The sequence below is a fragment of the Chlorogloeopsis sp. ULAP02 genome (assembly GCF_038404745.2).
In the GTDB taxonomy this organism is placed as follows: domain Bacteria; phylum Cyanobacteriota; class Cyanobacteriia; order Cyanobacteriales; family Nostocaceae; genus Chlorogloeopsis.
The window spans coordinates 70,547-92,942 of record NZ_JAYKTT020000001.1 but is presented as its reverse complement, the minus strand read 5'-3'; the positions used below and the strand labels follow the sequence as shown (position 1 = coordinate 92,942).

The following is a 22,396-nucleotide window of genomic DNA, read 5'->3' as shown; positions in this document are numbered from 1 at the left end:
ATAAAAGATACATAATCAATTACTATAGCAATGGCAGCAGAGTATCCAGATATTGATATTGCGCCATACATAGATCACTCCTTACTGATTCCAACAGCTACAATCGAGCAGGTGGAACAATGGTGTGAACAAGCAGATAGATTTCACTTTGCAGCAGTTTGCGTGTATCCTGCTCATGTGCGCTTTGCAGCAGAATACCTCCACAATCAGAAGCCTAAAGTCTGTACGGTGATTGGCTTTCCCACTGGAGCAACAACTTCAGCAGTGAAGTTGTATGAAGCTCAACAAGCAGTGGAAAATGGTGCCACTGAGTTGGACGTGGTAATTAATTTGGGTTGGTTAAAAGCAGGAAAAACCGATCAGGTGCATCGAGAAATCGCCGAAATTTGTGAAGAAACTGGGCAAACAGTAAAGGTGATTTTAGAAACCAACCTACTGACGGATGCCGAAAAACGCCTGGCTGCGGAAATATGTATGGATGCGGGGGCAGCTTTTCTTAAAACCAGTACCGGTTGGAATGGGGGTGCGACAGTGGCAGACGTGCGACTTTTGAAGGAAGTTGCTAAAGATGTAGTGGGAATTAAAGCATCAGGCGGTATTCGGAGCATCGATCAAGCTTTAGACTTAATTATGGCGGGTGCTACAAGATTAGGCACGTCTCGTGGTGTCGAGTTGTTGCGACAGCGCGATACGCTAGAGAAAACAGAGTAGTCATTTGTCATCTGTCACTTGTTCTTTGTCCTATACGACCAATAACTAATGACCAATGACTAATAACTAAATGAGTAAAACTTATAAAGCAACTGGAATTAATCTCAGAACCCAAGTTTTTGGTGAGTCAGATAAAATAGTTACGATTTTGACAAAAGAATATGGACTAATTCGAGTTATTGCCCCAGGAGCACGCAAGCATAACTCCAGCTTGGGCGGCAGAAGTGCAATGTTTGTGGTCAATGATTTATTAATTGCTAAAGGGCGATCGCTAGATAAAATTACGCAAGCTCAAACTGTAAAATCCTACTCAGGCCTTGCGAAAGATTTGGGAAGGCTAGCAGCTAGTCAGTATTTAGCAGAGGTAGTGTTGTGCCAAGGTTTAAGTGAACAACCCCAAGAAGAACTATATGAGTTAATTAACGAACATCTCAAGCGAATAGAAGAATTATCCAGCCAAGAAACACCCAATGTTATGGCTCTTTTAGCTCATGGATTGTTTCAACTATTAGCTTTGGCAGGATTTACGCCAGAAGTACATATGTGTTGTTTGACTCAGCGTCCTCTCATACCAGATTTTACAGACCCTAATTGGCAAGTAGGATTTAGTATTAACGCTGGTGGCACGGTTTGCTTAACAGCGTGGGAACGCCTGAGGAAAGAGAACACGGGGAGGTGGGGACAACCAGATGTGGGGAGTAAAGAGGACATGGGGACAACCAGACGCGGGGAGGTGGGAAATATTTTTGATAGATTCTCCGCGTCTCCTACTTCCCACGTCTTTGCGTCTTCTCAAACCGCGTCTTCCTCAACATCTACTCATAGCCTCGATTACGAAACTATCTTCCACAGGCAAGAAATGCCAGCCCTTTCCAAACGTTTAAACGCAAGGGAATTGACTATACTCCAACATCTGTCGCAATCAGAGATAATGCAAGATACGACCCAAGATTGTAGCTGGTTATCTGTGGAGCAAGTTTTGCGTCAGTATGCCCAGTATCACTTCGGTCGCCCTATTCGCTCCGCTGCCTTGATTGATTCTTATTTTGCTGCAAACCATGATGCATCACTCTGATCTGGATCACAAAATCCTGCCACTGTCACCAAGTCATATAAAAAAGCAGAATAGGGCATCAGTGGCTAAAGTACCTAACCACCTCAGTGCGGTTCCAAAAACTACACCCGATTCAGCCCATGCTCAAGAAAAACCTGCAAAAAACGTTTCTCAAAATGAGCAATGGACATCAAAATCACTACCTGAAAAAAACTCTAACAATCAATCAATTAACACAGAAGTAAATACTAAACATGAAACTAACGGTCAAATTGTGCCATTAGTCAATGATGCTGTATCTGGAAAATCAAACCAAGACAAGTCCGACTCTGATGGAAAAGCTGGAGCGGATCATGCTAAAGAACATGGATTTTTGCCAGTTCTGAGAAATTCCAATTTTTTAGCACTTTGGGGAGGACAAGTTTTCTGTCAGTTGGCAGATAAAGTGTATTTGGTGTTGATGATAGCCCTGATTAATACTCATTTTCAAATAGGCGATCGCACCATTAGCGCTTGGGTGTCAGCATTAATGATGGCTTTTACCATTCCCGCCGTCTTATTCGGTTCCCTGGCTGGTGTATTTGTAGATCGCTGGTCAAAAAAGATGGTATTGGTAGGAACAAACATTTGGCGAGGTATCTTGGTTTTGGTAATTCCCCTGTTGTTGTGGCTCACCCATGATTGGCAACCAATAGGAGTCTTACCTGTAGGTTTTGCCATCATTTTGGGTGTAACTTTTTTAGTTTCCACCTTGACACAGTTTTTTGCACCAGCAGAACAGGCAGCAATTCCTTTAGTGGTGAAAGAACAGCATTTGCTCTCAGCTAACTCTCTTTACACTACAACGATGATGGCATCGGTAATTATTGGGTTTGCCATTGGTGAACCACTTTTAGCAGCAGCTGATCGCCTTTGGCTGTTAGTTGGTGGTAGTGAGGGGTTAGGTAAAGAAATTATTGTTGGTGGCAGTTATGCGATCGCCGGAATAATTTTATTGCTACTGGGAACTAACGAAAAATATTACCCACCTCAAACAGAATCGCCACATATTTTTGCTGACGTACAGGATGGGTTGCGTTATCTCAAAGATAACCCTCGGCTTCGTAATGCCCTGATCCAACTCATCGTCTTGTTTTCTGTGTTTGCAGCATTAACTGTTCTTGCCGTTCGCATGGCAGAAGTAATTCCTAACTTAAAAGCCGAGCAGTTCGGATTTTTACTAGCAGCTGGTGGTGTCGGCATCGCTGTTGGAGCAACAATATTAGGACAGTTTGGACAACGTTTTTCTTATACACAGTTAAGTTTATGTGGCTGTGCGGGCATGGTTGCATCTCTGATTGGTTTATCTATATTCACACATCAGCTATTTATTATCCTGTTGTTGGTGATGCTGTTAGGTATCTTTGGTGCATTAATTGGTATACCCATGCAGACAGCAATCCAAACAGAAACACCCCCGGAAATGCGTGGTAAAGTTTTTGGTTTGCAAAACAATGTGATTAATATTGCCCTCACCTTACCTTTAGCATTAGCAGGTGTAGCAGAAACCTTTATGGGATTGCAGGTAGTCTTTTTGGGATTAGGAGCGATCGTCTTTTTGGGTGGACTCTTGACTTTGTATACTTCTCAAGAGTAAACATCTGTTCAAAGGGATTTTACGCATTCCCTTTGCACAACTAATCATTATCACAAGTATTTGCTTTCATGGTAAACTTAAAAAAATAACAAAATCCCATTTTATTTATGTTAGGGATCAATCCTAAGTTTAGCTAGAAATATCTTCTGGCTCAGTTATTGTTTTTTAATATTGACATAGTTCAATCACAACTTAATAAATAAAACAAATAAACCTAATAATCCCCTTGGTGAACACAACATAAAAAATTTGTTTGAAGTGGGTACTGGCTGTATTTTATGATTAGTAATAAGCCACGAAGTACAAAAAGCAAAACAGTACAGAGAATAGAAACTGATACACTAAACCCGCTTTTGTAAATAGTTAATCTAAAGAATGCACATAGCTTGGATTGGAAAAAAATCACCCTTTTGCGGTAATGTAACCTACAGTCGAGAAATAACAAATGCCTTACTAGAACTGGGACACCAAGTTAGCTTTTTGCATTTTGCTCAAGAAGAATCTGAACCAGACAACTGGCCGAAATTTCAAGAAGTGTCTCTGCCTTTCATTTACAAGTCCCAGGTTTATACCATTCCCACTTTTAAAGCCACTAAAGTCTTAACCCAGTCTTTAAAGAGCATTAAACCAGACATAGTCCATGCTTCCCTCACCTTATCTCCTTTGGACTTTGTTTTACCAGAAATTTGCGAAGAATTGAATTTGCCCCTAATCGCAACTTTTCACACACCTTTTGCAGGTAAAGGAGCAAAACTGGTATCGGGAACTCAACTTTTGGCTTATCAGCTCTATGCGCCTTTTTTGGGTAATTATGATCGCGTAATTGTATTTTCCCAAATTCAACGCGAATTATTAGCGCGAATGGGTGTGCCGTCAGACAATATTGCCGTTATACCCAACGGCGTAGATGTGATTAAATATTCGCCCGGCTCATCTAAAATTAAAGCCGACTTTGACGCCGATCGCTTATTTGTTTATCAAGGACGATTAGCTCCAGAAAAAAACGTTGAAGCTCTTCTGCGTGCCTGGAAACAAGCGGAAATGGCTCCAGAAAGCAAGTTACTCATTGTGGGCGACGGCCCCTTAAAATCTTCTTTAGAACCATTTTATGGCGCCGAATACGGGATTATTTGGTTAGGATTTGTTGCCGATGAAAACCGACGCATTGATATCTTAAGGGGTGCAGATGTATTTATTTTACCTTCATTGGTAGAAGGCTTATCCCTCTCCCTTTTAGAAGCAATGGCTTGTGGAATAGCGTGTATAGCTACAGATGTGGGTGCAGATGGAGAAGTATTAGAAAAGGGAGCAGGCGTAATTCTAAATCCTAAAACAGTGCGACCTCAACTTAGAACTCTCCTGCCACTTTTCCAAGATCATCCAGAGTTAACAACCCTGCTCGGACAAAAAGCAAGAAAACGAGTGCTAGAACGCTATACCCTCAGTAATAATGTTACTGAATTAGAAATACTTTATAAGGAAGTGATCCGGCAGCAAAGTGTACAGTTCACTTGGGGCGCGTGAATGAGACGGCATCAGTAGTGTCATTTCTAGTATGGCAGTCTCTTTAAAAAATTTGAGACGAGTGATCGCATGACACTATCTAGAATTATTCTGGTTAGTGTGATTAGATTTTTTGCTAGTCAAATTTTACTTTTCTGAAACTGGGCTGTGAAAAATAAGCCTTTAACAAGATGAGTATTGTAGGCTTTATTTATTAATATTTCAAAACCACTATTTTTTACTAAGAGAATAAAACTACATAAACTATAATGCGTTACACGTGCTTTAACGTACCCTATGATTTTGTTGCGTTACGGCAAGTTCTCACTCTCTCAAACTTTCACATCTTTACATAGCCGTAATACACCCTACTACTCTCCCTTTCCTCTTCAAGCGCCCCTACTTTTAGATTCTGCATCTTGGGGTAGAGGTGGTAAGGACTATGCCACATGGTATATTCCAAAAATTAGGATCTCATGCGGTGTAGTCCAACCGCCAGTAGAAATAAAAGGTATCCGCACTCATGCCTGCCATTCAACAGCTAAAGTTTGCAGAGTTGGTTCGACAGACAAGAGCGCGTGTTTATCTCTCGCAATTTGAATTTGTATCTTCGTTTCAGAGCTTTAACCCAGGGGAGAACGGGTGGATAAAGCCTTTAGCGCTGGCTGTAAAACAAATTGAAGTGCTAGTGCATCCAATAGACGATCGCGGCAAAGATCTGCTAGAAAAATACTTTCAGGGACAAGGAGTTAAAGACTGTGAACCCTGATGTAAAGGCAACTGTTCCTGAAGATTTATTTGTAGGTGGTGGAGAGATGGGAGCGTTGATGCGATCGCACAATTGGTCGCAAACGTCCCTTGGTTGTGTTGAAAACTGGCCGCAAAGCTTGAAAACTGCTGTACGCATTATGTTAACCTCTCGCCAAGCCATGTTTGTTTGGTGGGGCGAGGAACTAATTAACCTTTACAACGACGCCTACAAAGCGATTCTTGGCGGCAAACATCCGCAAGTGCTGGGGCAACCGGCTTCCTATGTGTGGCGTGAAATTTGGGATCAGGTTGCTCCTCGTGCCGAATCGGCGATGCTCACTAATGAAGGCACTTACGATGAATCGCTGCTACTGATCATGGAGCGTAATGGCTATCCGGAGGAAACTTATTACACATTCTCCTATAGTCCGATTCCTAACGACGACGGTGGCACAGGTGGTATCATTTGCGCCAATACAGATGACACACAACGTATCATTGGCGAGCGCCAGTTGGTTCTGCTGCGGGAATTGGCAGCTAGGGCGGCAGATGCGCGTACATTTGAGCAAGCTTGTACCCTGAGTGCGAGTTGTCTGGAAACTAACCCCTATGATCTCCCCTTCGCGATGATTTATTTAGCAGATCCAGATCAGCAGCGCGTCAATCTAGCTGCTACCTGCGGGATCGGACGGGAACATCCAGCAGTTTCTGAAACTGTTACTCTCGATGCTGATGCAGTTTGGCCCTTTGCAAAAGTTCTCAAGAAGAATAAATCATGTTTAGTTTTTGATTTAGGATCGTCTTTTACCAATCTGCCGACAGGTGCTTGGAAGCGGCCGCCTCATCAAGCAATAGCTGTACCAATAGCACCATCAGGTCAAACAGGACGCATGGGAATATTAGTTGTCGGGCTAAACCCATTCAGGCTCTTTGACGATAATTATCAAAGATTCATCGATCTGATTTCGGCTCAAATCGCGGTTAGCATAGCTAATGCTCAAGCCTATGAGGAAGAACGTAAGCGGGCAGAAGCACTAGCAGAAATTGACCAGGCGAAAACTGTCTTTTTTAGCAATGTTTCTCATGAATTTCGTACCCCGTTAACTTTAATGCTAGGCCCTTTAGAGGACATTTTAGCTGCGCCTGGGGAATTGTCGAACGAACACCAGCAACAGCTAGAACTGGTACATCGTAATAGCCTCCGCTTGCTCAAGCTTGTTAATACCCTGTTAGATTTTTCGCGGATTGAAGCAGGTAGAATTCAAGCGAGCTATGAACCTACTGATTTGGCTACATTGACTACGGAGCTATCGAGTGTGTTTCGTTCTGCGATCGAGCGGGCAGGTTTGCGTCTAACTGTGGAGTGTGAACCCCTCCATGAGCCTGTTTATGTCGATCGCGATATGTGGGAGAAAATTGTACTCAACTTGCTCTCGAACGCCTTCAAGTTCACCTTTGAGGGTGAAATTACGGTGAGTCTACGTAGTGTAGAAAACAGTGTTGAATTAGTTGTGCGAGATACGGGTACGGGAATTCCTGCTGCCGAGTTGCCGCATCTATTCGAGCGTTTTCATCGCGTCCAAGGAGCAAGAGCGAGGACACACGAAGGTTCAGGAATTGGACTAGCCTTAGTGCAAGAGCTAGTCCGCTTACACGGTGGTAGTGTACAGGTTGAAAGCATTGCAGGTGAAGGATCTACTTTCACGGTCATAATTCCCACTGGTAATGCTCATTTACCGCCCGATTCTACATCCAATCGTGTCCAAACTAACTTAACTCCTGTCTCATCTACACTTGGTGCGGCTCCCTACGTAGAGGAAGCCTTAAGATGGTTGCCAGAAGAAGAGGAAGGGGAGCACGGGAAAGGGGGAGCAGGGGAGATAACTCACACAGAGGTTTCCCCTCTGCCCAGTTCTGCCCGTATTCTCCTCGTTGACGATAATGCTGATATGCGGGATTATGTCAAGCGGTTATTGAGTAGTAGTTATCAGGTTGAGGCAGTAGGTGATGGCATGGCAGCCTTGCAGGCAATAAGCGATCACCTGCCAGATTTAGTCCTTAGCGATGTGATGATGCCCCGCTTGGATGGCTTTGGCTTACTGAAGGCACTGCGAAGTGATGATCGCACTCGCGAGTTACCTATCATCCTACTTTCAGCGCGAGCTGGGGAAGAAGCACAAATTGAAGGATTAGAAGCAGGTGCGGACGATTATTTGATTAAGCCTTTTAGTGCTAAAGAATTGTTGGCTCGTGTTCGTGCTCATCTAGAAATGGCTCAACTACGTCAGGAAACGGCACAGCGAGAGCAGGTGTTACGCACTGAAGCTGAGACGGCTCGCGATCAAGTTCACAATATTTTAGAAAGTATTACTGATGCGTTTGTAGCATTTGATTACCAGTGGCGTTATACCTATGTGAATCAGGCTGCTGCTCAACTGTTAGGGCGATCGCCACAAGAATTGATTGGCAAACAAGTTTGGCAGGAGGTATTTCCGACAGAAGTTGGGGGGCTGGCATACCGGGAACTCCACCGCGCTGTGGCAGAACAAACTCCTGTTTGGTGGGAGGAGTTTGGTGAACCGATCGGGCGCTGGTTGGAAGTCAACGCTTACCCGTCTGTGGATGGAGTTGCAGTCTATTTTCGTGATATTTCTGAGCGCAAGCAAATAGAGGAGGTATTGCGAGAAAGCGAAGCCCAATTTCGTCAGTTGGCTGATGCCATGCCACAAATTGTCTGGATTACCAGAGCAAATGGCGAAGCAGAATATGTTAGTCAACGCTGGGTCGAGTATACAGGGTTAACGCTAGAGCAAACACGCAAGCGAGACTTTATTAAACGGGTGGTTCATCCAGACGATTTTGAGCCAACCTATAAAGTTTGGAATGCTTGTTTAACGACAGGAGCGCTTTATCAAACAGAATTTCGCTTAAAACGCGCATTAGACAGTGCTTATCGTTGGTTTTTATGTCGGGCAGTGCCAATTCGCGATCGGCAAGGACAAGTTGTGCAGTGGTATGGCACATTAACAGATATAGATGATCGCAAACAAGCAGAGGCAGCCCTACAGCAAAGCGAAGAACGCTATCGGTATTTAGCTGAATTAATTCCGCAATTAGTGTGGACAGCCAATTCAGAAGGAGTGTTGCTAGATGTCAATCAACGCTGGTTAAATTTTACTGGCTTAACGCTTGCTCAAGCAAAAACCGCAGGTTGGCAAACAATCATCCATCCTGACGATATACCAACTCTCAGCCAGAATTGGGCGGCGGCGCAACAAACAGGTACAAGCTATCTAGCTGAAGGACGGATGCGGCGGGCAGATGGCGTATACCGATGGCATTTACACCAAGCTATGCCGCTAAAAGATGAACAAGGACAAATTATCAAATGGTTCGGCACAGCAACTGATATTGAAGAACAAAAACAATTGGAACAGCAGCGCAGCCACCTCCTGCAACAAGAACAAGCCGCACGGGAGGAAGCCGAAGTCGCGAATCGAATCAAGGATGAATTTTTGGCAGTATTATCCCATGAGTTGCGATCGCCCTTAAATCCGATTTTGGGCTGGGCAAAACTACTTCAAGCTGGCAAGCTGGATGAGGTGGCAACCCGTCGTGCCTTAGAGACAATCGAACGTAACGCTAAATTACAAACCCAACTGATTGAAGATTTACTCGATGTTTCCCGCATTCTCCGCGGCAAGATAGTATTGAATATATCTCAGATAAATTTAGCAACTACCATTGACGCTGCCTCAGAAACAGTGCGCTTGGCTGCTCAAGCTAAAGGCATTCACATTCACAAAAACATTGACGCTAATGCAGCAATTGTATCTGGAGACTCTGCTCGTCTCCAACAAGTTGTCTGGAATTTACTCTCAAATGCCATTAAATTTACTCCTTCGGGGGGAAGAGTGGAGATTGGGCTAGAGTACATTGATTCATTTGCTCAAATTACGATTAAGGATACGGGCAAGGGCATTAGTTCAGAATTTTTGCCTTACGTCTTTGAATATTTTCGCCAGGAAGACGGTAAAACTACTCGAAAATTTGGTGGTTTGGGGCTAGGATTAGCGATCGTCCGCCACCTGACAGAATTGCATGGAGGAACGGTTAATGTAGAGAGTCGTGGTGAGGGAATGGGTGCGATATTTAGGGTGAAATTACCGTTAATGAAGGTTGTTGAAGAGAAAAATCAGGACAATCTATCCTCTATTAGCACCTTTGATTTTAGTCAACTGCAAATTCTCATAGTTGATGATGAAGCTGATATGCGAGACTTGGTACTCACCATTTTGGAACAGTATGGAGCGCAAGTGAGTGTTGCAGCATCAGCAACTGAAGCATTGGCACTGCTAGATCACTTTCAGCCCGATATATTGATTAGCGACATTGGAATGCCCGATATCGACGGCTATATGCTGATGCAACAAATTAGGAATCGATCGCCTAAACAAGGAGGATTAATGGGGGCGATAGCTCTGACTGCCTACGCCGCAGAATACGATCAAAAGCAAGCTCTGCAAGCAGGATTTCAACAACATCTAGCAAAACCCATCGAACCAGAGGAATTAGCCCAGGCGATCGTGGCATTAATTGAAAGGATGGATGAACAAAAACAACGTAGCAAGATATGAAATCTGCCAGCGCCATTGCTTGGAGGGATATGGCATTTTTAATCAATATCCATGAATAAAGCCTGCCTTACTCAAAGGGTAGGCAGGCTTCGTATTTATAGCCTCAGGCTTATAGCTCGTGGGCATTTTAAAAGCAGAGATTAAGCTACAGGGGAACTTTAATAACCGCCTTCTTCTTCGTATTCTGGTTGTCTCTCTTTAACTTTTTTGGGGATGTTTATCGGTTTTGGCGGTTCATCATCCCAAGCATCACGGTTGAGATCATCGTCGTAGTCTTCGTAATCTTCGGTATATGACTTATTATTGTAAGCTGGAGGTTCATAGGGTTGTGCTTGATATCTATCTTTACCCGTTGCCTCACTCCAATTGTCTTCTTCTTCCTCTTCGTAGCGAACCGAATCATACGCTCGCGCTTCCATTACCCGGCGTTGAGGAGGACGTTCTTCTTCGTAATAATCTTCGTCCCATTCTTGGGCAACAGGTTCGGGTGCGCGAACTTTCGGCTTAATTGGCTCGATTGGCACTCCACTTGGCAGTTGATTTGGTGGTGCAATTGCACGCGGAGCGTAGTCGTATCCTTCGGCTTCTTCTCGATCCCACGGCGCTCTGCCAATACCAAGACGCTCTAGTACACCAACTGTTAATTGGATAACGCGCTCTTCGGCTCCTTCAAATACAATTAATCTATTGGGGCCTGTACTGACAATTTCATCTACTGATAATTCGTAGGTACTCAAAAAAGAGTCGGGAATTTGCGGTAGTCCCAAAGAGGCAACGACAATGGAGTACATCTTTCCTGTTTCTCCATTGAACTTGAAACCTCGGACTCTACCTAATACTTCACCTGTTTCGGTAATAACTTCCCAGTTGATCAGGTTGCTGTAGGCTTCAATTTCAATATCTTCAATGACATCCTCGTTATCAACTAGAATTACATCCCCGATCTGGTTGATGTTGCTCAGGTACATATAGCGCGGTATGCCAGAGACGGAGATCAGGCTGTCTCGCAAGCCAAGAGCCACAACCTCTCGCTGATCTACATCAACCCAGACTTGACTGACTATTCCCAGCCGCTTGCCATTGTCACGGGTGATTACCTGAGTATTTAAAATATCGGAACGCCTAATTACTTGTTCAGAGGTCATTCTATACGGAGTCCTGATCTCGAATCCGGTTTATCTATACACTATTATTAACAAAAATTCAAGCAGATGTATTTGAGGATTGTAACTTGATACCCAAAACTTGAGTAAAAGCTCCTCTTGCTTGAGTGACGCCAATTGTGCGTTCGGCTGATTCTATCATCGGGCGACGCAAACTCACAACTATAAATTGTGCTTGTTGCGCCTGTTGTTTAATCATTTTAGCTAATCGTTCCACATTTGCCCCATCTAGAAACATATCTACTTCGTCAAACGCATAAAATGGTGATGGACGATATCTTTGAAGGGCAAAGATAAAGCTTAAAGCTGTTAAAGATTTTTCTCCTCCAGACATGGAAGCAAGACGCTGTACGGGTTTGCCTTTAGGGTGGGCAACTAAGTTAAGTCCGCTATTAAAAGGATCTTCTGGATGATCAAGTTGTAAATAGCCGTCGCCTTCAGAAAGAGTCGCAAAAATTGATTTAAAGTTTTCATTGACAGCGTCAAATGCTTCTTGAAAAGCACGTTGTCGTAAAGTAGTAAAATTCTCAATTCGCAGCAATAATTCTGTTCTTTCTGCTTCTAGTGTCTGTAATTTTTGACTGAGTTCTTCTAATCGTTTTTGGGTACGTTCGTATTGTTCCAAAGCTAGCATATTAACTGGTTCCATCGCTTGCAAGCGTTTGGAAAGCGATCGCAATTCTTTTTGTAATTCTTCTAAATCTACTTTATCTGGTACTTCTGGCAAGGGAGATGGCAAGTCTGCCGCTACTGTTTGCAGTTGTGCTTGTACGTTTGCTAGTTCTTCTCGTCTTGTTAGTTGAGTTTCTTGTAGTTTTTGCAGTTCCCACTCTAATTGTTGCTGGCGCAGCAAGTTGGAGCGTAATTCTGCTTCTGTGTGATCGCGTTTTTGTTTTTCTTCTCCCAAATTCTGTTCCATCTGCGCTAAGGCAGCGCGAGTTTGGATCATTTGCTCGTCAATTTTATTTATTTCACCACAGACGCGATTGATTGCGTCTCGACAAGTTGTTTGCTGGGTTTGGTATTCTGCAATTCGCTGTTCGGCTTCTTGGATTTTCTCTTGCAATCTTTGTTGTTGATTTTCCAGATTTGTGAGGTGTTGCTCTGCCTCTCGTAAAGTTTGCTCTTGCTGTTGCAATTGTTGCTCTTGAATTTTAATTGTTGCTTGGATTTGTTGCCATTCTTGGGGAGTTTGGGAGGCTTCTAATTCTGCCAAAGATTGGCGTAATTGTTGCAATTGCTGCTCTTGGCTCGGTAATTCCCGGTTTAAGATTTCGAGGCGAGATTGAGCAGTGGTAAATTTTTCGTTGTTTTGAGCAAGTTGCGATCGCGTTGTTTCTAATTGAGATGTCAAAGTTTTAACTTCTTTTTGCAACTGTTCTAGCAGCAGTTGCTGTTCCCGTCGGGTTTGACGTGCTTCTGTCACCTGTTGCGATAATTGTTTTGCTTTAGTAGACAAAGATGCGATCGCCTCAGTGCAACGCTCTAAAACTCTCTCAATATCTACCAAACGCTTTTTCAGCGCCGCTACTTCTTCAGATTCCGCTGCTTCCACACTACCAAACCGCAACGCTGAACGCTGGGTAATGCTGCCACCAGTCATAGCACCGCTAGTTTCCAACAATTCCCCATCCAAAGTCACAATCCGATACAAGCCCAAATTGCTACGTGCTTGCTCCAGATTGGCAAATACTACTGTGTTACCAAAAACGTAATTGAATACGTCTTTATAGCGGCGATCGCAATCAACTAAGTTAACAGCGTAGTCTACAAACCCGTTCGCATAACGCAGTGTAAAATCTTGAGTAATTTTCGGGGCATGAATCTTGTTTAACGGTAAAAAAGTCGCTCTCCCCGCCCGTTTTTGTTTGAGTAATTCAATTCCGGCAGCAGCAATTGAATCATCTTCTACAACAATATGCCCCAACCGCGCACCAGCAGCAATTTCCAATGCCAATTGATAGCGGGGTTCCACTCTTCCCAATTGAACAACTAACCCGCAAATACCAGATATTCCCGCTTGCAGGATAACTTTGCTGGCACCAGTTCCTTGCACTTCTTGCTGTGCTTGGGCTTGTGCTTCTAATTTATCCAACTGGCGTTGTTTCTCTCGCTGTTCTTGCAACAGGCGTTTTTGAGTATCCTGTTGGATTTGCAATTCTTGTTCTGTGGCAGCTAAATCTTGCGCTAAATTCTGAATAGGTTCGGTAGCACTATTAAATTCCGTTTCCAAGCGAGTACACTCAGCTTGTTTTTGGGCTAGCTGCGGTTCTAAAGTTTGGATGAGTTGAGTTTGTTCTTGAATTTGCTCCTGTAGCTGGCGATCGCGTTCCCGTAGTTGGGCTTGTTCGGTGCGTTGGGGTTCGACGGTTTGTAGTAGAGCTTCGATTTGGCGGTTAAGTGCAGTTTGTTGCTGTACCCAAGCCTCCGATGCCGAAGCAATTGCCGCCGCCGCTTGGCGAGAACTTTCTAAGACTTGTTGCGCTTCATCGCGTTGTTGTTGGTAAGACGCCACATTTTGCGTTTGCTGCTGTTGTTGTTGCGCCAGTTGTTCTATTGTTGAGGAGTGCTGTTGAATTTCTTGCTGAGTTTGAGCCAGACGCTTAACTGTTTGTTGGGAAGTAGTTTCTAATTCCGATTGCTGGCGCTGGAGTTGCTTGCGTTCTGCTTCTTGGTTAGCAAGAGCAGATTGTACCGCTAAAAGTTCATCTTCTCCCAATGCTTTGACACGGGCATTAAGTTGATCTAGTTCTGCGGTTTTTTGAGTAATTTCTGTATTTAGGGATGTGAGTTGTTCTGTAAGTTCTGTGGAAGTGCGATCGCCTGTTTGAATTTGAGTTGCTAAATTTTCTTGTTGATTTTGCAGGGTACGCCACGACAAAACAGCTTCCCACTTTTGTTTTTCCAGAAATTCAGTGCGGAGTTTTTGGTATTTTTCGGCTTTAGTTTTGTCTTGAGAGAGGCGATCACACTGGGCGGTTAATTCTGTCTCAATAATCCGACAGCTATCTTCTTTTTCTTTAACTTCTTCTAATGTTTCTTTGGCTTGGTTAATTTTACGGTCAAATGCTGCTACTCCTGCCAATTCATCAATAATTTCCCGCCTCTCGCGCTGGTTCATGGAAATAATGCTAGTGACGTCCCCTTGGAGAACAACATTGTATCCTTCAGGGTAAACACGCAGGCGTTCTAGTTCTTCATGTAACTCACTTAGCGTACAAGAAACACCGTTAATATAATAATTTGATGTGTAAGTACCTTGGGGAGTTACTCGCAGCTTTCTAGTAACACACCAGTCTGTGCCAGGTGTGGCACGAATTTTCTCGCGGCGATTTTTTTCGTCTTCTGTCTGTTGCTGTTCTGACTTTGTTTCTGCTTCAGGAGTATCAATCTCTACAGTTGAGACAATCGGCTCACTTTCTAGAAGTTCATCAGGCTCATGATCTGATAAATCAAACGTCACCGTTACACTCGCTTCAACAGTGGCGCGAGATTTGCTGGTTTGAGTAGTGTTAACTAGATCAGGTAAGCGATCGGCTCGCATTCCCTTAGAACTAGCAAGCCCCAAACAAAATAGTAACGAGTCTAGAATATTCGATTTGCCCGAACCATTTGGCCCAGAGACGACAGTAAACCCCGGCAGTAGTGGAACAGAGGTTGTACCGCCGAAGGATTTGAAATTGGTGAGTTCAACGCGCTTTATATGCACCATAGGCGCTGTTTTTCTGGGCTAATGAGTTCAAGTGTACCAATAAAGATATCAAGCGATAAGAAAATCAAGATTATAGCGGTTTTAGATTTGGTTAAACAATAAGTACAAGGCTTTGTGCTTCTACAGCGTAATGGACATAATCGAGAATCGCCAAGATTTTAAGAGTTGTAAATAATGTCTGATGTGAATTAAAACGGCAAGCAAAAATCATGTTTTAGAAATCGACCACAGATGGACACAGATAAACACAGATAATTTATCCGTGTGCATCTGTGTTTATCTGCGGAAAGTTTGTAGACGCTTTGCGGCTACGCGCAGCGTCCCGGAGGGAACTTCAAAGCTTTCCAAGACAGTGTTCGTTATCACCTAAAAATTGGTTTTTGCAATCAATCTATGATTTGGTGTGACTCAAGGTGAGTTCGGCTAATTCATATTAAACGCAGATGGGGAAAGAGGATTTTTCATGCACTTGTTGTGGAGCGATCGCCTGCTATTAAATCGCTCCTCACTCAGGCATAATAGTTTCATTAAAAGTCACGCCGCTCAGGTTAGCGCCTGTGAGGTTAGCTCCCGTGAGGTTAGCTTCTGTGAGATTAGCTCCCGCCAAGTTTGCTCCTTTGAGGTTACTCCATCTCAAATCAGCTTTGCTCAAATCAGCTTCACTTAGGTTAGCTCGCACCAGGTATGCTCCACTCAGGTGAGCCTTGTTGAGATTGGCTTTGTATAAGTTAGTTTTGTAAAGGTACGCCTCTATTAATTCCGTCTCATACAGATTTGCCTCGCCCAGATCTGCTGCAATTAAGTTAGCCCTAATCAAGTTGGCAAAACAGAGATTAGCCCGGATGAGCTTTGCTGCACCCAAATCGGCTTCTTTGAAGTTAGCGCCTTTCAACTCAGTTCCGATTAAGTTAGCATCGGCGAGCCAAGCGTCTTTGAGATTCGCCTCACTCAAATCAGAACCAATTAGATTGGCATGAGTCAGATTTGCTTGTGTAAGTGTAGCACCACTCAATTTAGCAACACTCAAGTTAGCTGCACTCAAGTCAGCTTCAATCAAAATTGCTCCGTGGAGATTAGCACTACTGAGATCGGCACCACTGAGGTTAGCTCGCACCAGTAAAGCATGATCTAAATCTACTTTGCTCAAGTTTGCCCCTTCGAGGTTTGCACCCCTAAGGTTATCTCCAGAGAGGTTAGCAGCACTTAAGTCTGGTTTAATTAGGGGATTTTGCTTTCTCCAATCAATCCAGGTGACTGCACCTGCTTTGAGTAAAGCCAGATGCTCAAAATTTGTCATCTTCTCTCCTTTATTCCTGACGCCCAGCCTGGGGATTTGTTCTACCTGCTACACTTTCAATTGCTGTTCGTGCTCCCGCTGCACCTGCAAGAATATCCCGTTCTTGCCCACCTAAGTATAGTCTTCCAAAACTGCCCACAGCTTGCACCTCAAGGATGTTAATCGCCGCTGCTTTTTCTGCTTCGTTTGCAGCTAGTGCAGCATAAGCAGCTGGCTCAACTTCTAACACATACAGTGTTTGTCCTGCCAGTAGTAGCTGTCCCCGTCGCGTGCGATTGATTAATTGTGCTTGGTAAGCATCAATGTTGCGGATAATTTGGCTAGAAACGACACGCGGTTTAATACATTCGTCTTTTTTAACTCCTAGCATTGCCAAAATAGCTTGACCAGCAGCTCGCGTTTCACCTTGGGAGCTAGAATGGACTTCTAGTAAGCCGTATAGTCTTTCTACTACCTGTACTCCAGGACGCACAGAGGCAGCTTTGAGTGCTACATCCGTAATTTTGTTAATTTCGATACCAGGAGAGATTTCAATCCACAGCGATGTATCCCCTGGCAATGGCAAGAAACCTTGAGCTACTGTTCCTATATATGCTGCGTGTTGAGGTTGCAAGCTGTCGAGAAATACGAAACTACGTAGTTCTATTCCCAAGGTTTTGCTCTCCACTCATGAGGTTAAAAGTTAACAATTGCAATATATGAGTCTAACTTTTTACTGCTAGACATTACTATTGTTCAATTCCACTAGCCTGAGAATTGACTATATTTTAATTTACAAAACTTTATGAAGCGTAGACAAGTTATTCAAAATACCGCGATCGCTACAGTTACTACTGTCACCTTAGCATCTTGTGGTAGAACTGGTACATCCCCTGGTGTAACAACCGGGTTGCCAAATGTTCGTTGGAGGATGGCGACAAGTTGGCCGAAATCTTTAGGTACTTTTATTGGTGCGGAAACTGTTGCTCAACGAGTTAAGGAAATGACTAACGGACGTTTCCGAATTACGCCCTTTGCTGCCGGCGAGTTAGTGCCAGGATTGCAAGTATTAGATGCTGTGCAAGCAGGAACAGTGGAATGTGGACACACATCCAGCTATTATTACATTGGTAAAAGTCCGGCATTGGCTTTTGCTACTTCCGTACCCTTCGGTTTAAATGCCCAACAGCAGAATGCATGGCTTTATCATGGTAGTGGCTTAGAAGCTATACAGAAAATTTATACCAGTTTTAATGTCATTAACTTTCCTGCGGGTAGTACAGGGGCGCAGATGGGGGGATGGTTCAAAAGAGAAATCAAGTCTGTTGGGGATCTCAAGGGACTAAAAATGCGAATTCCTGGATTGGGGGGACAAGTTATGTCTCGCTTGGGAGTGAATGTGCAAGTTTTACCAGGAGGCGAAATTTTCTTGGCATTGGATCGGGGTGCTATTGATGCGGCTGAGTGGGTTGGCCCTTATGATGATGAAAAGCTGGGTTTGAATAAAGCTGCCCAGTTCTACTATTATCCCGGTTGGTGGGAACCCGGCCCCACTTTAGATGTATTGGTTAATTTGAATGCCTGGAATCGTCTGCCCAAAGAATATCAAGAAGTATTGAAAGCGGCAACTTATGAAGCTAATGTCAATATGCTCACTCAGTATGATGCTTTGAATGGGCAAGTACTTTCAAAGTTAGTGGCTAGTGGTACAAAGTTGGTTCCCTACAGCCAAGATATTCTGCAAGCGGCTGAGAAAATATCCTTTGAGATATTTGCAGAAAATGCTAGTAAAGATACGAATTTTAAACAAGTTTACGAACAGTGGAAAGGCTTTAGAGAGCAGATTTACAACTGGAATCGGGTGAATGAACTGAGCTTTGCTAATTTTGTGACATCTAGTCAAAGTTAGAGAAAAACTAGTCATTGCTTTTTGTTCTGGTTTCAATCTTGTGAATGGGTTTCACGGTAAATCTGCTGGCATCGGAATAATATTTTTTTTAACGCAGAGGAACGCAAAGGTAAGCGCGGGGGAACGCAGAGTGAGTAATTTCGAGCAGAAGTTGTTGTCAGTGTGGGAAGCATAACAATGAAAACGGTAGAAAGTGCGATCGCTGTCCTATCCATCAACATCTGCATTCTGCCGCTATGCACAAGTTCTACTCCTTATTCTTTGATCATTTTGTGACTTACTCTTGTTAAATACTCGTTACCAGGTTTAACCTAGTAACGAGAACTAATGCCTCTGGCTCTTGCGATCGGGGTGCAAGATATCAAAAATCTTACTTCAAATTTGCCAAAACAGGCGTTACTTCAGCCTTTGCAATTTCAGGAATCAACACTCCATGAGCATAGACACCAGGATTTTCTTGCGAAATCACGGTGTATGATTGACGGACTTGAGCGTTCACCGCAACTGTCTTGACATCGTACATCTGCATTGCCATCTTAGGATATAGTCCAATACCGATAATTATCACCAAGAAGCAGGCAGCGATAAACACTTCACGTGGGCTAGCATCTCTGTATATTGCCTCGTTAGGCAAAACGCAATCTGTGCCAAAACAAACTGCTTCTTCAGCTTCCTGATTCTGCAAGCCACCATCTGTAAGGTTACATTTCAGTTCTGCACCAGTGCCATAAAATACTTGTCGCAGCATGGACAACAGGTAAATCGGCGTGAGGATAACTCCTACGGCAGCAAGGAAAACTGTTACAGTGCAGAAGGTTGAACTGTAGATATCGCTGGTTGTCACACCAAGGAAAACCGAGAGTTCACCAGCAAAGCCGCTCATCCCAGGGAGAGCCAAGGAAGCCATTGAACCAATGGTAAACAGGGCAAAGACTTTGGGCATGGCTTGTCCGATACCACCCATATTTTCCATTGCCATCGTGTGGGTGCGGTCATAAGTCACCCCTGCTAAGAAGAATAGCACCGATGCAATTAAGCCATGGGAAATCATTTGTAACATCGCACCGTTGATTCCCAAATCGGTAAAGGACGCTATACCCAGCAATACGAACCCCATGTGGGAAATCGACGAATATGCTAGGCGGCGCTTCATGTTTGATTGGGCAAAGGAGTTCAACGCGCCATAGATAATGTTAACAACACCCAGAATTGCCAGAACAGGTGCGAAGTAAATGTGTGCATCGCTAAGAAGTTCAAGATTTAGGCGTATTAGTCCGTAACCACCCATTTTCAGAAGTACGCCTGCCAAAATCATTGATACGGGAGCCGATGCTTCACCGTGGGCATCAGGCAACCAGGTATGCATGGGGAACACAGCAAGCTTGACGCCAAATGCAATCAGTAATCCCGCGTAAAGCAGCAGTTCTAGAGCAAGTGGGTACTCCTTCATGCCAAGACTTACTATATCAAAGGTCATGGTGCCGCCACCGTAGAGCGCCATTGCCAGTGCCGCTACTAAAATAAATATAGAAGCCGCTGCTGTGTATAGTAAAAATTTTGTTGCCGCATAGCGACGCTTCTGCCCACCCCAAATACAAACGAGTAGGTAGACAGGAATCAGTTCGACTTCCCACATGATGAAAAACAGCAGCAAGTCTTTGGCAACGAATACTCCGATCTGTGCGGCATAAAGCACGAGCATTAGAAAGTAAAATAGGCGAGGTCTACGATCAACTTGCCATGCTGAAAACATCGAGAGTGTCGTCACAAATCCTGCTAGTAGCACAAGCGGAACTGACAGCCCATCGACTGATAATGCCCAGTTTAGACCTAACTGAGGCAGCCAGGCATAATTTTCCACGAGTTGAAAACTAGCACTGCTCGTATCGTAATGCTTCCAAAAGGCATAGCACATCAAGACAAAGTCTGCGATACCTACACCCAAGGCATACCACCGCACGCGCTTACCATTTTTATCAGGCAGCACAGGGATGAGCAGTGAAGCAACTAGTGGAAGTAGGACAATCGCGGTAAGCCAGGGAAATCGCTCCGCTATCATGTCAATGAGAAAAAATACTTACTTTTGTTAATAGAATCATTCTACTAGAGTTTGTAAAGAGTTGTGAATAAATATTTACTTCGTTAGGTATAGATAAATTTCTACTTACGATGGGCGATCGCTACTTTTTGGAATTTTCTTACTCCTTGATTGGCACCCTGAGCATGAGCGCACCTACCCAATCTGATGTAGGGCCAGTTGGGAAATTAGTATGGCAGAGCGCACACTCCGCTCTAAAATTGCTGAGGGGGATCGAGCGTCGATAGTACCATTGATCGTCCACGCGCTGGATGGATGTGTATGCCTCCCCCGCCATTGCCAGTGCGTTTGCCTGACGCTCGAAGCTGTCGCGGGGGCGATCGCTTTCCTGGAGTGGGTTAATGGTACCAACTAATCGCATATCCCTGTTCTTATCGTTAAATATCAGCGAGATAGACTGCTTACCCTGCTCCACATTATCCGGCGTAGTTTCGTCGAACTCCTGCGTCAGTGCTGCAAACAAGGTGTTGAGCATTAAATCGCTCGTTTGTTGAGCAAACTCAATCTTTTCACTTGCGGGTGGATTGTTAGAGCCACGGGCAATCGCTGTGAAACTGAAACCGATGATGAATACTATTACAAGAATCCCGTAGCTGACTAGCTTTCTCAGACGCATTCTTTTATATCCTTTGTTTTTGTGTTGTTCCTTACTCAGCCACTCCACATCATGGATAAAACTTTTACCCCACTTTTTCAGTAAAGCCCAGTCTATCCAAACGGATTGCACTCAGCCTGCATCAGCGTATAAGTTACTACTATCTCTCAGTATCAGGAGTCGAAATAGACTACAGAAAACAGCGATAAAAGCAGATAAATATTAATCTTCTGAGGAAAAAGGTTTTTATTTCCTAGCTAAGTTCAAATTAGAGGCTTATTATTCAGAATCGTAGCAATTACTTAGGTAAAAAACAACTATATCGAATGTCTATTTATATACTTGTTAATCAAGCTATTACCGGGTTATTACGAAGTAAAGTTCGTTTGTATAGGTTCCTAAGAACTGTGACACCAAATTGGCGAGCGGGAGTCTTGTTTCAACATTCTGGACTAGCCTATTAATCAATGGTTTTAATCCAAAATCCAAAATTGTTACGACAAGAGTATCGAGTCGCTCCTCATTGGCAAATGATCCGGGAACATTGAAATTCTTGTGAAATCAGCAAATCAATTGCAATTTTGCCACCATCTCTGCTCTGGCAGTGACATTGAGCTTCCGAAATATTTTTTTCAATGTCTGCTTAACTGTGTTTTGACTAATCCAAAGTTCAGCAGCAATTTCTGCATTAGTTAAGCCATTTGCCACTAAGGAGGCAATCTGCAACTCTCGTGGAGTTAAGCAAGTTGCTTTTTGCGATCGCCTGAATTCTTGTTCTGTTCTCAAAAATGCTAGTTGGGCGGAAATATGAGCACAAAGCGCACTCAAATGCATTAAATCCACTGTATTGAAGGCTGGTGTTCCACTAGTTCGGGCAAAATGTACTGTACCAATTAGTTGTCCTCGCCCAACAATCGGCCCTGTCATAATATGTTCGTGGTCATATTTTTTACCACAACCACTTTGATATAGTTGGCTCTGCTTCCAATCTACTTCGGTAAAAATAATTTGCTCGTGAGCAGGTGCATGATTTTCGCTCACATATTGCATGATTGGATCGATAGCTGCACCAACACTTTGGTAGTAATCGATAAAGCTATCTGGTAAGCCTTTGATATCAATGGTAGTGTGTTGTCCTTGGCTGTCATGCAAATAAATACTCCAGTGCTGGCAAGCAAACAACTCTCCTGCTGCATCCATATAATGCAGGCGTAGTTGCAGTTCATCGTGAGCGATCGCTATTTTGTGAATTAATGTACGAAAGCTTTCAGACATGGCGAAAAAGTACTCAACTGGGTAATTTGCGGTTCAGCTAATTAGCTTTAGGATAACTGTGTTAACCACAGCATTTG

The 22,396-nt window shown here is 43.7% G+C and carries 15 protein-coding genes; 7 read left to right on the top strand and 8 right to left on the bottom strand.

What is annotated here, in order from left to right:
* Positions 1 to 30 precede the first annotated feature (30 nt).
* The 6 genes from deoC (at position 31) to U2718_RS00360 (ending at position 10,291) form a co-directional block, all read left to right on the top strand.
* A complete protein-coding gene (gene deoC / locus U2718_RS00385; RefSeq protein WP_341999205.1) occupies positions 31 to 711 on the top strand; it encodes a deoxyribose-phosphate aldolase in 681 nt (226 codons plus the stop codon).
* A 70-nt stretch (positions 712 to 781) separates the two neighbouring features.
* Positions 782 to 1,786: a DNA repair protein RecO gene (recO, locus tag U2718_RS00380; protein ID WP_341999204.1), complete on the top strand. Its 1,005-nt coding sequence runs from the start codon at positions 782 to 784 to the stop codon at positions 1,784 to 1,786.
* A complete protein-coding gene (locus tag U2718_RS00375; RefSeq protein WP_341999821.1) occupies positions 1,773 to 3,401 on the top strand; it encodes an MFS transporter in 1,629 nt (542 codons plus the stop codon). The genes recO and U2718_RS00375 overlap by 14 nt, the downstream gene beginning before the upstream one ends.
* A 375-nt stretch (positions 3,402 to 3,776) precedes the next feature.
* Positions 3,777 to 4,925: a glycosyltransferase family 4 protein gene (locus U2718_RS00370; protein WP_341999203.1), complete on the top strand. Its 1,149-nt coding sequence runs from the start codon at positions 3,777 to 3,779 to the stop codon at positions 4,923 to 4,925.
* A 502-nt stretch (positions 4,926 to 5,427) separates the two neighbouring features.
* Positions 5,428 to 5,673, top strand: coding sequence for a transcriptional regulator (locus U2718_RS00365; protein ID WP_341999201.1), 246 nt, complete (start codon positions 5,428 to 5,430; stop codon positions 5,671 to 5,673).
* Positions 5,663 to 10,291, top strand: a complete 4,629-nt coding sequence (locus U2718_RS00360; RefSeq protein ID WP_341999200.1) for an ATP-binding protein — start codon at positions 5,663 to 5,665, stop codon at positions 10,289 to 10,291. The genes U2718_RS00365 and U2718_RS00360 overlap by 11 nt, the downstream gene beginning before the upstream one ends.
* Before the next feature lie 158 nt (positions 10,292 to 10,449).
* On the opposite strand, the gene U2718_RS00355 is transcribed toward U2718_RS00360, so the two are convergent.
* The 4 genes from U2718_RS00355 to U2718_RS00340 form a co-directional block, all read right to left on the bottom strand.
* Positions 10,450 to 11,436: a PRC-barrel domain-containing protein gene (locus tag U2718_RS00355; RefSeq protein ID WP_341999198.1), complete on the bottom strand. Its 987-nt coding sequence runs from the start codon at positions 11,434 to 11,436 to the stop codon at positions 10,450 to 10,452.
* Positions 11,437 to 11,494: 58 nt separating this feature from the next.
* The gene (gene smc, locus U2718_RS00350; protein ID WP_341999196.1) at positions 11,495 to 15,166 is read right to left on the bottom strand and encodes a chromosome segregation protein SMC; all 3,672 of its coding nucleotides are present in this window, start codon (positions 15,164 to 15,166) and stop codon (positions 11,495 to 11,497) included.
* Between the two features lie 505 nt (positions 15,167 to 15,671).
* Positions 15,672 to 16,463, bottom strand: a complete 792-nt coding sequence (locus tag U2718_RS00345; protein WP_341999194.1) for a pentapeptide repeat-containing protein — start codon at positions 16,461 to 16,463, stop codon at positions 15,672 to 15,674.
* A 10-nt stretch (positions 16,464 to 16,473) separates the two neighbouring features.
* Positions 16,474 to 17,115: a hypothetical protein gene (locus U2718_RS00340; protein ID WP_341999193.1), complete on the bottom strand. Its 642-nt coding sequence runs from the start codon at positions 17,113 to 17,115 to the stop codon at positions 16,474 to 16,476.
* A gap of 132 nt (positions 17,116 to 17,247) precedes the next feature.
* Between U2718_RS00340 and U2718_RS00335 the strand changes: the two genes are divergently transcribed.
* Positions 17,248 to 18,351 (top strand): TRAP transporter substrate-binding protein, encoded by a 1,104-nt coding sequence (locus tag U2718_RS00335; RefSeq protein ID WP_341999192.1) that lies wholly within the window; start codon positions 17,248 to 17,250, stop codon positions 18,349 to 18,351.
* Between the two features lie 32 nt (positions 18,352 to 18,383).
* Here U2718_RS00335 and U2718_RS00330 read toward each other — a convergent pair whose 3' ends face one another.
* From U2718_RS00330 to U2718_RS00315, 4 genes are all read right to left on the bottom strand, one after another.
* Positions 18,384 to 18,593, bottom strand: a complete 210-nt coding sequence (locus U2718_RS00330) for a hypothetical protein (protein WP_341999191.1) — start codon at positions 18,591 to 18,593, stop codon at positions 18,384 to 18,386.
* Positions 18,594 to 18,721: 128 nt separating this feature from the next.
* On the bottom strand, positions 18,722 to 20,410 hold the full coding sequence (locus tag U2718_RS00325; protein ID WP_341999190.1) for an NAD(P)H-quinone oxidoreductase subunit 4: 1,689 nt from the start codon (positions 20,408 to 20,410) through the stop codon (positions 18,722 to 18,724).
* A gap of 139 nt (positions 20,411 to 20,549) precedes the next feature.
* Positions 20,550 to 21,176 carry a hypothetical protein gene (locus U2718_RS00320; protein WP_341999189.1) on the bottom strand — a complete coding sequence of 209 codons (627 nt, stop codon included), beginning with the start codon at positions 21,174 to 21,176 and terminating at the stop codon, positions 20,550 to 20,552.
* Between the two features lie 429 nt (positions 21,177 to 21,605).
* Positions 21,606 to 22,319, bottom strand: coding sequence for a LuxR C-terminal-related transcriptional regulator (locus U2718_RS00315; RefSeq protein WP_341999188.1), 714 nt, complete (start codon positions 22,317 to 22,319; stop codon positions 21,606 to 21,608).
* Between the last annotated feature and the right edge of the window lie 77 nt (positions 22,320 to 22,396).

Coding starts and splice junctions, on each gene's coding strand:
- deoC (WP_341999205.1), top strand. CDS start 31: ATGGCAGCAGAGTATCCAGATATTGATATTGCGCCATACATAGATCAC.
- recO (WP_341999204.1), top strand. CDS start 782: ATGAGTAAAACTTATAAAGCAACTGGAATTAATCTCAGAACCCAAGTT.
- U2718_RS00375 (WP_341999821.1), top strand. CDS start 1,773: ATGCATCACTCTGATCTGGATCACAAAATCCTGCCACTGTCACCAAGT.
- U2718_RS00370 (WP_341999203.1), top strand. CDS start 3,777: ATGCACATAGCTTGGATTGGAAAAAAATCACCCTTTTGCGGTAATGTA.
- U2718_RS00365 (WP_341999201.1), top strand. CDS start 5,428: ATGCCTGCCATTCAACAGCTAAAGTTTGCAGAGTTGGTTCGACAGACA.
- U2718_RS00355 (WP_341999198.1), bottom strand. CDS start 11,436: ATGACCTCTGAACAAGTAATTAGGCGTTCCGATATTTTAAATACTCAG.
- smc (WP_341999196.1), bottom strand. CDS start 15,166: ATGGTGCATATAAAGCGCGTTGAACTCACCAATTTCAAATCCTTCGGC.
- U2718_RS00345 (WP_341999194.1), bottom strand. CDS start 16,463: ATGACAAATTTTGAGCATCTGGCTTTACTCAAAGCAGGTGCAGTCACC.
- U2718_RS00335 (WP_341999192.1), top strand. CDS start 17,248: ATGAAGCGTAGACAAGTTATTCAAAATACCGCGATCGCTACAGTTACT.
- U2718_RS00325 (WP_341999190.1), bottom strand. CDS start 20,410: ATGATAGCGGAGCGATTTCCCTGGCTTACCGCGATTGTCCTACTTCCA.
- U2718_RS00315 (WP_341999188.1), bottom strand. CDS start 22,319: ATGTCTGAAAGCTTTCGTACATTAATTCACAAAATAGCGATCGCTCAC.